This window comes from Gilliamella sp. B2717 (assembly GCF_026536675.1).
Lineage (GTDB): Bacteria > Pseudomonadota > Gammaproteobacteria > Enterobacterales > Orbaceae > Gilliamella > Gilliamella apicola_I.
Window position 1 is genome coordinate 15,092 of record NZ_JAFNNQ010000090.1, and the last position, 13,185, is coordinate 28,276.

Here is a 13,185-nt window from a genome sequence, read left to right on the forward strand (position 1 = left end):
GAGTATTTAATATGTTCCGAAAAATGTTAATGTTAATGCTAGGGTTAGTTATGGCAACGTTTGTCGTGGGTTGTAATACGGTAAGTGGTGTCGGTAAAGATGTTCAATCTGGTGGTAAAGCAATTACCCATACGGCTGATGAAGTGAGCGATAGATTATAAATGGAGCAGTGAGTCGAAATATACATAATTTATCATTCACATTTACTTCTAAAATAAATCTATTTTTCTCATAAAAGCACAGTTCGTCAAGTTGACGAACTGTGCTTTTAATCAAGTAACTATTGGATATTTAATAATATATATTAATTCATATTGCGTCAGATCTTATTTTTTTTTGAAATGAATATTTACATAAAATGATTTTTGATAATTTATTAAATTGAGACAAGCTAATACTAATACAAAAAAATTGTAAGGATTAGAGGGTTAATTCATTGTAGTCGACATTGGTATTTTTTAACTTATTTTTTATTGGTTATTAACTTTATGATTGATTACATATGATGTTTTCACTGTTTTTAGGAAGAATTTGTTTATAGTAATTCACATCATTTTATTCCATATATTGATAAGTTGTTTTTATTTGAACTAATTGGGAATTCGCTGTTAATTGTTATAAACATCTATTTAACTTACTTATTTTCTAAAACAATATAAATTTGCTAACGTATTCGTTTTTTTACAGATTATCAATACTATTTTTATCGTAGGCGATCATGGTCTATACCAAAATCTATTGGTTCAATTTTTTAGACCAGTTTGATCGAAAAAAGATGTAGAGAGCATTTATTCATACACTTATTTTGATACCTTTTATGTTAAAGTCTGTGAGCGTTAAAAATACCATTTATAAATGGTCGTCCAACGGAAGCAAATTATGATAGTATTAGCCGTTAATTTTTTTGAGGAATGATTATGTCATTTAATTTTGAAAATTCCCTAAAGGGTAAAGTAAAAAAAGCGGTTATCCCTGTTGCTGGTCTAGGAACACGCATGTTACCCGCAACTAAAGCAATTCCTAAAGAAATGTTACCTGTTGTGGATAAACCACTTATTCAATATGTGGTTAATGAATGTATTGCAGCCGGTATTACCGAAATCATTTTTGTTACGCATTCATCCAAAAATTCAATAGAAAACCATTTCGACACCAGTTTTGAATTAGAAGCCATGTTAGAAGCACGGGTGAAGCGTCAATTGTTGCAAGAAGTACAAAGTATACTTCCTAAACATGTAACGATAACAAGTGTACGTCAAGGTTTAGCTAAAGGGCTTGGTCACGCTGTTTTATGTGCCTATCCTTTAGTGGGCGATGAACCTTTTGCAGTAGTATTACCGGATGTGATTATTGATGAATATGAAAGCGATCTGACTTGTGACAATTTAGCTGCCATGATTCATAATTATCACGAAACTAAACATAGTCAAATCATGGTTGAACCTGTGCCTAAGGAATTAGTGTCTTCATATGGTATTGTCGATTGTCGTGGTGAAGAACTTGCCGCAGGGAATGTGGCACAGATGTATAGTGTGGTTGAAAAACCGTCGGTTGAGGATGCGCCATCAAATCAGTCTGTGGTTGGGCGTTATGTATTATCTGAGAAAATTTGGCCATTACTTGCTAAAACGCCATTAGGTGCTGGCGGTGAAATTCAATTAACAGATGGCATTGCAATGTTACTTGAAGAAGAGCCTGTCGATGCGTACTGTATTAAAGGACAAAGTCATGATTGTGGTAATAAACTTGGTTATATACAAACGTTTGTTCAATATGCCATGCGTCACAAAACATTAGGTAAAGATGTTTCTGATTGGTTGAAATCACTTTAATTGGTTTGAATGGTTTTATTAACCTAAAAAAGGACGCTTAATCGCGTCCTTTTTATCATTGAATATATATTGTTGTTACTTAAGCTTCGGCGTTGTCATTATCCAGAGTGACATTCGGATCGTTAAAGACATTCATATTCATCAATCCTACTTCACGATCTGTGGCAACCGCTGCGGTCATTGCACCCGATACGTTAGCTAAAGTTCGAGCCATATCAATAATTGGATCGACAGCGAGTACCATACCAATTAACGGGAAGTATTCGACCATTCCCATCCCAGATAAAACCACTGTTGCCGCAACGGTGGCTGTTCCTGGAATGCCTGCAATTCCTATTGATCCAATGACAACGACTATTACAAGCATAATGTAAAATTGAATATTGGTATCTATCCCAACCATATGGGCGACCATTACCGCTAATAATGCAGGAAAAAATCCAGCACAACCATTCATACCCATGGTGCTGCCAAGTGAGCCAACTAAGTTTGCTGTACCAGTGTTGACGCCCATTCTGACGGTTAATGTTGAAATAGTCATCGGTAAGGTACCCACTGACGAGCGGCTAGTGAAAGCTAATAGCCATGTTCCTAATGCTTTTTTGATAAACATTACTGGTGAAATACCATGAATTAAGACAATTAATACATGTACAACAAGCATAACGAGAGTTGCAATATAAACCGCTGCAACAAAACTTGATACTTCAACAATTGCAGGAATACCATTAGATATAATTGTACGGGCGAGTAACGCAATGACAGCATACGGCATATATTTAATAATGGTCATTGCAATTGACATAACAATTTTATATAGCGCTTCAATAAATGTTTTAAACAAGGCAATCGGTTGAGGGTTTTTCTTTTCCATTCTATTGGCGGCAAGCCCCATTAATGCTGAAAAGATAACTAATCCTACAATATTTTCTTTTGCCATGGCTCCGATAATATTGCTAGGGATCAGATTAACGAAGGTATCAATAATATTGGTATAATGTTTAGCTTGAGCGTGATGTACTGATGTTGAGCTTATTTCACCGAGTTCAAAAACGTTAGCTAAAACAATGCCGACTATACAAGCGATTGCCGTGGTGAAAAGTAACCAAAAAATGCCACGGAATGCAATTTGAGGTAAATTCTTTTTTCCCGAAAAATCAATAATAACTTTAACTATTGAGACAAATACCAGTGGAATCACTAGCATACGTATAAAGGCAATAAAGGCACGCCCAAAAAGACCATACCATGTTGCAATCTCTTGCATCCAAACCGTCGAACTTTTAGGAAAACCTGCCGACCATTGGATTCCCAGACCAAGAACAGCCCCAAGTATCAAGCCAACTAACATGCGAACTGAAAAATTAACTTTTTTGTCTTGTAATGGTTTCATTATGACAAAAAAACAAATAAGTAATAGCCCAAGACCAATTAATGTTTGGTAATGAGTAATGGATAGGAATTTTTCAAAAAAAATCCCGTGAAAAATGGCATCTGACATAATCGATCCTCGCCCTTTTAGGGGGTATATAATTAAATAATTATCAATAATGCTTTAATTTTATTTATTAATCAATTTGTTAAGTGCTTTAAAGGTTTGTTTTAATACTGAAGCAATTGATTAACAAATTTAATTTTTTATTGACTATTTTTGAGTGATTAGTAAACACTCTTTTCATCATCTCTATTTGGCAATGGAACCTGCTATATTTAAAATATCCCAAGGCCGTGAAAAAGGTGGTGCATACAGAAAATCTAACATTGTAAGTTCGTCAATCTTCATTTGTGACCATATTGCTGTTGCTAATACATTTATTCTCAATGCAGAACCAGTGCCGCCGACTAATTGTCCCCCCAAAATCTTGCGTGTTTCAGCATGATAAATAAGTTTAGCCGTAACGGGTGATTGACCTTCGACATAATTACTGTGGTTTTTATCGTTTACTAAAACCGTTTTATAGGGGATACCTAATTTGATGGCTTCATTTTCAGTTATTCCTGTTCGTCCTGCTTCAATATTAAATACTCGGAGCGCTGATGTGCCTAACGTACCAGGAAATTGACAATTGCCACCTGCAATGTTTTCACCTACAATTTTCCCTAATTTGTTTGCGCCAGTTGCTAATGGAATATAGACTTTAGTTTGGCTGACTTTATGGAACAGCGTGGCACAATCTCCAGCGGCATAAATATCAGTGATATTTGTTCTACCTAAATCATCGGTAATAATGGCACCATTATTTAGGGTATTAATGCCAATGTTTTTGTAGATTTGACTATTTGGTCTAACACCGGTAGCGATAATAACCAGATCAGCAGGATATTGTCCTTTATTTGTTATAACCTGCGTCACTTTATCTTGACCAACAAAACCTTGGACACTTTCTTGTAAATGTAAGTCACAATGTTGCTCAATATTTTCCTGAATAATGTCAGTAAGTTGCTCATCGAATGCTTCGACTAATACTCGATTATCTAATTGAATTAATTTTACTTTCTTTTTTAATGCAACCAGTGATTCGGCTATCTCCAATCCAATATAACCAGCTCCAACAATAATAATATTTTTGTATTCCGGTTTTGACAGCGCTTCTTTGATTGCTAATCCATCATAAAGATTGCGTAACGTAAAAATATTGTCCAGCTGATCATTCGCCAGTGTTGGAATAATTGGACTTGCACCTACAGCAAATAGCAATTTGTCAAAGCTATCTTCAATGTTTTCACCGTTATTTAAATCTTTAATAAGTAATTTTTTTTGTTTAACATCAACAGATATCACTTCATGTCGTGTTTTTATTTCAATACCATCTTTTTGAAATTGTTCAGGTGTTCGGGATATCATTTCATTAGCATCAGTAAAATGATTGCCAATATAATAAGGTAAGCCACACGCACCGAATGAAACAATATCCGATTTTTCATAGATACGAATTGTTGCATTAGGGTTTATTCTTTTGGCTTTAGCTGCAGCACTCGCCCCAGCTGCTTGAGCTCCAATAATGATTATTTTCATCTATTATTCTCCTTTGTGCGCCTATTTTGAACACTTATCTGCTCATTGATCAAGGTAAAGTAACAAAGCATATCGATAAGTATTCATAATTGTCCATTTTAATTGTAATAAATGTACAATGATGTGTTAAATTTAACATTTCACTTGCAAATATAGTTTTAATCTTATTTTAAATCAAATTAATCGAAAAAAAAGTCGGATCGGTTTTTAAGATTCCGTCTGATGTATGAGATCGATGATAGTATTAATATGTTGTTGTGAATCATTTAATGCAGGGATGTAATGAAAGTGTTTTCCTCCTGAATTAAGGAATATTTCTCGATTTTCTTGATCTATTTCATAACAAGTTTCAATACAATCCGCAGAAAATCCTGGGCACATCACATGAACACGAGTCACGCCATTTAAAGCTAAATTTCTAAGTATGTCACTCGTGTTTGGTTCCACCCATTTTCCTTTTCCAAATTTTGATTGATAGGCCATTTGTATTGGCAGCGTGATGCCGTTCGCTAAACACTTTTCAATTAATAATAAGGTGGTGAGTTCACATCGCTCGATATAATCATCATGGCGTTTAATAATATAGCGCTCAGGCATACCATGATAAGAAAGGAGTAAAACATCGGGTTGCCCTTGTTCTAAAAAAGCCTGTTTTATCTGTAAATAGAGTGCATTAATGTAACTTGGGTGATCAGCATAGTCTCGAATATAGTGAATATTACTTCTTATAATATTGGTATCATTTAATTGTTTGATTTTATCCAGAACGGCAAGTGTTGTGGTTGTAGAATATTGCGGGAATAGGGGTAACAATGTAATTTTTTTACAGGATTTTAAGTTATTTAAGGCAGCTTGAAGACTCGGCTCACCATACGTCATGGCAAGCTCACATTTTATATTGGGTAAGTGTTGCTGCAATTTTTTGTGTAACAATTTACTGTAATGTAACAAGGGGGAACTACCCTCTATCCAGATTTTTTGGTAATGCTTGAGAATGTACGGAATGCGTTTAGGTAAAATAAAATATTTTAAAATTGGATACCAAATAAAGCTGGGCAGATCAACAACATGTCGATCAAGCAAAAATTCTGTTAAATACTGTTTTATAGCATCTGGCGTTGTCGCGCTAGGTGTACCTAAATTAACCAATAATAAACCGTTTTTTTTATCCACAGCTTAGCCTCATTTGATATTAAGATAATGGTTAATAACTACTAAAAGTCTACTGAGTGCTCCTTGATTTTGCTTCAAAACGAGATAGGCATTTTCGCCCAGTTGTACTCGGCGACTATTATCATTTAATAGGCGATCTATTGTTGAATATAAATCATCCGCTGAGTTTGTGCAAACAATCATTCCTTGCGCTTCAATCAACTGTTCACAAATCACTTGGAAATTAAAAAAATATTCACCGGTAATAATAGCAATATGGTGCAGTGCAGGCTCTAAAGGATTATGTCCACCCTGTTTTACTAGGCTACCACCAACAAAAGCGATATCTGCCATTGCGTAAAGCTCTACTAGTTCGCCCATTGTATCGCCCAAAACTATTTGAGTTTGTTCTGTAGGTATTTGATTTGTACTACGCTTTAAATAATTAAAACCATTATCACTAATGAGTTTTTCAACCGTTTTAAAACGTTCAGGATGACGTGGAACCAGAATTAACAATAAATTGGCATGTTTAAGCAGTAATTTTTTAAATGCAGTTAAAATAATTTCATCTTCGCCACTATGGGTACTTGCTGCAATTAACACAGGCCTTTTTAATTGCCATTGTTGTTTTAACTGGTTTATGTTTTGGCGCTGCTCATTGGATAAGTTAATATCAAACTTTATGCTGCCTGTTATTGCTAAATGATCAGCAGGTAAACCAAGTGAAACAAATCGTTCACCATCTTGCTGATTTTGAGCTGCCACCATACTGATTTTCGAAAATAATTGTTTGACTGCTTTGCCTAATTTGCCATAGCGAGCAGCAGATCGTTCTGATAATCTGGCATTTGCAATAATTAAAGGAATTTTTTGTTTATAACATTGGCTAATTAAATTAGGCCAAAGTTCAGTTTCCATAATTATAACAATTTTAGGCTTTGTGGTTTTTAAGAATCGTTTTATGGCTCCGGGCAGATCATAGGGTAGATAAACATGACTGACACTGTCTTTTAATAACGATTTTACTCGCTCAGAACCTGTCGGTGTCATGGTGGTAACAGTGATTGGTAACTGTGGATATTTTTGTTGCAATGCTTTAATTAGCGGAATCGCCGCTATTGTTTCACCTACGGATACGGCATGCACTAAAATACCATTTGGTTTGACTTTATTTTTGCAAAAACCATATCGTTCTAACCAGCGCTGACGGTAGGCTGGCGCTTTACGACTGCGCCATAATAGTTTTAGCCAAACAAATGGCTGAATTAGATATAATAAAAGGGTATAGATAATTTGCATGCACGTTAATGATCTAGATTAAAAAAATGCTGACGATAATAGACAAGTTCTGAAATGGAATCACGAATATCGTCAAGCGCTTGATGGGTACCTTGTTTTGTAATGCCTTTCAAAATTTCGGGTTTCCAACGTTTTGCTAATTCTTTAATAGTACTGACATCTAAATAACGATAATGAAAATATTTTTCTAACTTCGGCATATAGTTAAATAAAAACCGTCGATCTTGACCAATCGTATTACCACATATTGGTGAGCAGTTTTCTGGTACCCATTGTTGTAAGAATGCGATGGTTTGTTGTTCGGCTTGCTGTTCTGAAATAGTACTTTTGCGTACACGGTCGATTAATCCCGAATTACCATGAGTGTTTTGATTCCATTCATCCATGAGCGCTAATTGTTCATCTGATTGATGAACAGCAATAACCGGACCTTCTGCAAGAATATTAAGGTCAGAGTCAGTTACAATAGTGGCAATTTCAATAATACGATCAGTTTTTGGATCAAGTCCCGTCATTTCAAGATCAATCCAAATTAGATTACTACTATTAATTTGAGAGTGTTTGATCATAATTTGCTGTGGAAATTTTCTTTTTAATGCCGAGTAGTGTAGCATATCTGTCAAACTGTTTAGTAAAAAATTCGTAACTGTGGCAAAAAATCAATTATCAAAAAATCAAAAAAGGCGTGTAGCTGCTAAACATCAGCAACGATTAGAGACAAGACAAGATGACAACTTGTCGAGTTTTTCGTTGCCGCGTGAAGGTGTCGTTGTGAGTCGTTATGGTAAATCCGCTGACGTCGAAGATGATACTGGACTAATTTATCGTTGCAGTATTCGCCGTACCTTACCGTCGTTGGTTACCGGTGATAAAGTAATATGGCGAGAGAGTTTGGAACCCAATACTAATGGTATTATTGAGGCGGTACATCCTCGACACTCAGAATTGGTGCGTCCGGATTTTTATGACGGTGTAAAACCTGTCGCAGCCAATGTCGATCAGATTGTCATTATATCGGCAGTTTTACCGGAATTATCCTTGAACATTATTGATCGTTATTTAGTGGCTTGTGAAGCAACCAATATTCAGCCCATAATTGTGTTAAATAAAATTGATTTACTTACCCCTGAACAGCGTACGGAGATTGAAAAGCAGTTATCAATTTATCGGGATATTGGTTATCCGTTATTGTTTGTCTCTTGTCAAAATCAGCAAGGGTTAGCCCCTTTGCAAGATGCGTTGCAAGGAAAAGTGTCTATTTTGGTTGGTCAGTCTGGCGTAGGTAAATCAAGCATTATTAATCTGTTATTGCCTGAACAGGCACAATCAGCTTTAACGGGCGATATCTCTGAATTATCGGGTCTTGGTCAACATACCACAACCTCTACACGGCTTTATCATTTACCCAATGGTGGCGATATTATTGATTCGCCGGGGATTCGTGAATTTGGATTATGGCATCTTGAACCTGAACAGGTTATTCATGGCTTTATAGAGTTCGGTGATTATTTAGGCGGGTGCCAATTCCGTGACTGCAATCACTTAAATACGCCAGGGTGCTTGTTACAAAAAGCGGTACAAGAAGGAAAAATAGCACCATCGAGACTTGATAATTATCATCGTATTTTACAATCCATGAAGGATGTGAAAGCTAAAACAAATAAAAGCTATAAATAGCCTGCTTTTCAATACGTTCAGAAAATGATAGTGAGCTTGAATGAGTTAGAAAACATTGCTCATAATCTCAAAACACATGATTATGAGCAATCAGATTAGCTATTTTAACTATTGGCGTTTTTTTAGTGCAAAACCGATAGCGACATACGCCCAACCTTGGAAAATAAGGTCAATTCCTAAAAACATGCCCAATACCCATAGGCTATCGTATGGCCAGCCGGCAATAATCATTAAACCTAAAATTAGCGTAATAATCCCCGATGCTAAAATCCATCCCCAACGTGGTATTTCTCGGTTATTTAATGATGCAAATATTTGCGTAAACCCACTGATAACCAGTAAGAGTGAAATTAGTAATGTAAATGCAGAAGAAACGGCAATAGGTTGGAAATACGCCATTAATCCAATAAAGATATACAAAATCCCCATCACTGCCCATAAGGCTGTTTGACCAAAACCTTTAATATTAAAGGCATGTATTATTTGCGCAATACCTGCAATTAAAAGTAATGAACCGATAAAGTAAACAGAAAAGACAGTTGCAATAAACTGGTAGCCTAATGCTAAGCATCCCAAAATAATTAAAATCACACCGATAAAAATAAACCAGCCTGTTTTTTGTTTAAGATCTTGAGTATTATTTTCAGTAGATATCATATTAAATTCCTATTTTATATGGTTAACTTTCGGTTGTAATCAACATAGCCTTTCAATTCAAACTTGCCAGACGTTTTTAGCGAGCGAAAAGAAGGCATGACGGAGGTAATGCTAAATATGCAAAGAAAATGCGTACCATTTCCTTTGCGTATAATAATTAATCAATATAATAAAACTAATTGTCCTTTTAATTTTTATCTTTCAGTGCTTCATCTAATGTTGAATAAAACATTAATTTATTCGAAATCGGTATAAACTTGGCTCTGGCTAATGTTTTCAATGGTTGGAATTGTAATTCACAAATAGATAAATCTACTTGTTCTGGCAATTCATCAACAAAATGGCGTAATGCATTAAGCCCACCCGCATCAAGAATAGGCACCGCATCCCACTGTAATACGATGTGCTCATAGCCATTTATTTTCTGATAGATTTCGGAAAAGGTACGTTCAGCGGCGGCAAAAAATAGTGGTCCATTAATGCGAAGTACTAATGTTTTTTCACTGCTTCGATTGAGTTCAACCAATCGTGTCATGTGTGCAATACGACGCATAAATAGGATTGAAGCTAAGACTATGCCAAGTGTTATAGCAATAACCATATCAAATAATACGGTTAAAGACATGCAAATAAGCATGATTAAAATATCATCTTTAGGTGCACATTTAATTATATATATCACTCGTTGCACAGCGCTCATATTCCATGCCACAATTAATAACAAGGCTGCCATTGCTGATAAAGGGATATAGGATAATAATGGTGCAAAACAAATGAGTGCAAGCAATACTACAATCGAATGCAGCACGGCAGCAATAGGTGATGTTGCGCCTGCTTTGACATTAGCAGCGGAACGGGCTATAGCGGCTGTTGCTGAAATCCCTCCAAAAAACGGCGCAATAATATTGCCTAATCCTTGTCCGATAAGTTCACTATTTGAGTGATGTTTTGTATGGGTCATTTCATCTAATACGACGGCACATAATAATGATTCAATCGCGCATAGCATTGCCATTGTAAGCGAAATTGGAAGCAGAGCGGATAACATTGACCAATCCCATTTAAAATCAGCGTGCTGCCAAGGTAAGATAAATTCGGGTAAAACGGACGGGATACCATGACCGATGCTATTATCAGGTAAAATATAGGTAAATCGAGAACCGATAGTTTCAATTTCATAGCCAAATTGATTCAAAATAAACATGACCAAAATACCCGTTATTAATGCAGGTAAATGCCCGGATATTTTTATTCGAAGTTTCGGCCACACAATCAGTACTATCAGTGTTACAATTCCTACTACAGTATCGGCAAGATTAATAGTTGGAAAGGTTTTAACTAAAGCGGTTACTTTGCTGATATAACTTTCCGGCATGTGCTCAAGTGTTAAACTAAAAAAATCTTTGATTTGCATGGTGGCGATAGTTATCGCAATGCCAGAGGTAAAGCCTAAAACAACAGGTAAAGGAATATATTCAATTAATCGACCAAGTCGAATTACTCCCATGATAATTAGAAAGACACCGGATAATAAGGTCGCAACAAGTAATCCAGACAAACCAAATTGTAATGAAACGGGATATAAAATCACGACAAATGCCGCTGTTGGACCCGATACGCTGAAGCGTGAACCTCCGATTAATGCAATGACAAAACCTGCAATTATTGCGGTGTAAAGCCCATGTTGTGGTGGAACACCACTCGCTATTGCTAAAGCCATGGCTAATGGTATAGCAATAATACCAACCGTAATACCAGCAATTAAATCCTTAAAAAAACGGGTAGATGTGTAACGCTCTTTTATGCACGCTGCGATAAAAGCGCAACAAATTTTGGTGCCAGTTATGCCATATAATTTCATTATTTTATTCGACTAATAGAAGTTTTTTGAAATGCTTACTAAGATAATCTTTTTTACAAAAATTAAAAGAGTGTTATTAAAATAATTTATATTGTCATTTAATTGCGTTAGGCTTTTTCAATTGAGGTATAAATAAGTTTATTAGGAATGATTTTGTAAATTGTTTCTAAGATGCTTTTTTCTATTGATTTGATACCAGTATCGTTTAAAAATAATGTCGTAGACCCATTCGCTTTTCTTGATATGGTATGATTAGCAGGAGCAATGTATGGTAGTAATTAATCAAAACGTGTTTGTTCATTCTTCTAGGGGAATAGGTACAATTATGTTACTTGCTTTCTCTTCATTTTGTTTTGCATTACCACAACTAGCAGGCTCAAAAACCGCCTATCATTATGATACTAAGCAAACCATTACCCCTGCTCCAAAAGGCTATCAAGCATTTTATATTAATCATATTGGTCGTCATGGTTCTCGCTATATTAGTAAATCAAAATATGAAGAGATTGCCTATCAAACATTATTATTAGCCGACAAAGATAATCAACTCACTGATGAAGGAAAATCATTATTCAAGCAAGTTTTGTATATTAAACAGTTGAATAATAATCACTATGGAGAGTTAACCGATTTAGGGCGTCAAGATATTGGTCTCATCAGTCAGCGAATGTTAAAAAATAATCCAACGGTCTTTAAAGGCCATAACATTGTGGTAATTTCATCTACGTCGCCTAGGGCTAAAGAGACGGCTGAAATTTTTGTCCAACCCTTTAAAGCAAAATATCCTCATATTCAAGTCACCAACCAGCCCGAAAATGGACAAACGTTGTTACGCTTTTTTAACTATTCGCCTGCTTATGATAAATATAAACAGAGTAAAGCGGTTAAAAATGCCTTAAAAGCAATTAAATGTTCACCTAAAACTGTCGCACTGAGTCAAACCGTCGCCATAAAATTTTTTACCCATAATTTTATTGAAAAATTAAATGTAGGAATGGATATTGGTGAATATTATTCGATTAAAACCGAAGATTTTAGTCTGGCCGTTTATCAACTCTATCAAGAGTTACAGGCATTACCCACAGAGGTATTAGTTAATCATCAACTTAATTTTGATGATTATTTTTCAGAGGAAGCAAATGCGTGGTTTAATACGGTTGTCACTGCCAAAAATTATTTACAAATTGGTCCGGCATTTGATGCCAATGGTATTCAAATTAAAATTGCTGCACCTTTATTAAGGAATATGCTAATGACGGCCGATAACGCAATTACCAATAATAATGTTGATGCTAATTTGCGTTTTGCCCATGCAGAGACGCTTTCTCCGTTTGCAACGCTAATGGAAATTGAGGGTACAACAAAAGTTGCCAAGACGCTATTTGATTATCCGACTGTCTGGCATGCAGAAAAAATTATTCCTATGGGCGCCAATATACAATGGATTTTTTATAAAAGTGAACAACCACATCATCCGATACTGGTTAAAATCTTATTAAATGAACAAGAAGTCCATCTGCCAATTAGCACCCAACAATATCCTTATTATCGTTGGCAGGATGTTAAACAGTATTATACCAATAAATTAAATCAATTAGGCTTAAATGAAAATCAATCCGATATCGATATGCTTAAAAAATTAAAATGATTCTAGATTGAGCATATGGTAAATGACTGTATTACTGAAT

11 protein-coding genes are annotated in these 13,185 nt (G+C 35.4%); 4 read left to right on the forward strand and 7 right to left on the reverse strand.

Features of this window, described 5'->3' with window-relative positions; genetic code table 11:
• Window positions 1–11: 11 nt before the first annotated feature.
• Together J3U35_RS08560 and galU are read left to right on the forward strand one after the other, a co-directional pair.
• The gene (locus tag J3U35_RS08560; protein WP_081299206.1) at window positions 12–161 is read left to right on the forward strand and encodes an entericidin A/B family lipoprotein; all 150 of its coding nucleotides are present in this window, start codon (window positions 12–14) and stop codon (window positions 159–161) included.
• 756 nt (window positions 162–917) lie between these two features.
• A complete protein-coding gene (gene galU, locus J3U35_RS08565; protein ID WP_267352139.1) occupies window positions 918–1,832 on the forward strand; it encodes a UTP--glucose-1-phosphate uridylyltransferase GalU in 915 nt (304 codons plus the stop codon).
• A gap of 79 nt (window positions 1,833–1,911) precedes the next feature.
• Here the strand turns inward: galU and J3U35_RS08570 are convergent, their stop codons facing one another.
• The 5 genes from J3U35_RS08570 to orn all read right to left on the reverse strand — a co-directional run bounded on the left by J3U35_RS08570 (window position 1,912) and on the right by orn (window position 7,871).
• Window positions 1,912–3,333, reverse strand: a complete 1,422-nt coding sequence (locus tag J3U35_RS08570) for a cation:dicarboxylate symporter family transporter (protein WP_267360787.1) — start codon at window positions 3,331–3,333, stop codon at window positions 1,912–1,914.
• Between the two features lie 183 nt (window positions 3,334–3,516).
• On the reverse strand, window positions 3,517–4,848 hold the full coding sequence (locus tag J3U35_RS08575; RefSeq protein WP_267360789.1) for a CoA-disulfide reductase: 1,332 nt from the start codon (window positions 4,846–4,848) through the stop codon (window positions 3,517–3,519).
• Window positions 4,849–5,055: 207 nt separating this feature from the next.
• On the reverse strand, window positions 5,056–6,021 hold the full coding sequence (hemH, locus tag J3U35_RS08580) for a ferrochelatase (protein WP_267360791.1): 966 nt from the start codon (window positions 6,019–6,021) through the stop codon (window positions 5,056–5,058).
• A gap of 9 nt (window positions 6,022–6,030) precedes the next feature.
• The gene (gene waaA, locus J3U35_RS08585) at window positions 6,031–7,302 is read right to left on the reverse strand and encodes a lipid IV(A) 3-deoxy-D-manno-octulosonic acid transferase (protein ID WP_267352143.1); all 1,272 of its coding nucleotides are present in this window, start codon (window positions 7,300–7,302) and stop codon (window positions 6,031–6,033) included.
• Window positions 7,303–7,307: 5 nt separating this feature from the next.
• Complete coding sequence (gene orn / locus J3U35_RS08590) at window positions 7,308–7,871, reverse strand: oligoribonuclease (RefSeq protein WP_065559759.1); 564 nt, start codon at window positions 7,869–7,871, stop codon at window positions 7,308–7,310.
• Window positions 7,872–7,950: 79 nt separating this feature from the next.
• On the opposite strand from orn, the gene rsgA reads away from it, so the two are divergent.
• Window positions 7,951–8,979, forward strand: coding sequence for a small ribosomal subunit biogenesis GTPase RsgA (gene rsgA / locus J3U35_RS08595; protein WP_267360792.1), 1,029 nt, complete (start codon window positions 7,951–7,953; stop codon window positions 8,977–8,979).
• 108 nt (window positions 8,980–9,087) lie between these two features.
• On the opposite strand, the gene J3U35_RS08600 is transcribed toward rsgA, so the two are convergent.
• Together J3U35_RS08600 and dauA are read right to left on the reverse strand one after the other, a co-directional pair.
• Complete coding sequence (locus J3U35_RS08600; protein ID WP_220215987.1) at window positions 9,088–9,636, reverse strand: HdeD family acid-resistance protein; 549 nt, start codon at window positions 9,634–9,636, stop codon at window positions 9,088–9,090.
• 187 nt (window positions 9,637–9,823) lie between these two features.
• Complete coding sequence (gene dauA, locus J3U35_RS08605) at window positions 9,824–11,497, reverse strand: C4-dicarboxylic acid transporter DauA (RefSeq protein WP_267360794.1); 1,674 nt, start codon at window positions 11,495–11,497, stop codon at window positions 9,824–9,826.
• A 268-nt stretch (window positions 11,498–11,765) separates the two neighbouring features.
• Between dauA and J3U35_RS08610 the strand changes: the two genes are divergently transcribed.
• A complete protein-coding gene (locus tag J3U35_RS08610; RefSeq protein WP_267360796.1) occupies window positions 11,766–13,145 on the forward strand; it encodes a histidine-type phosphatase in 1,380 nt (459 codons plus the stop codon).
• The last annotated feature ends 40 nt before the right edge of the window (window positions 13,146–13,185 follow it).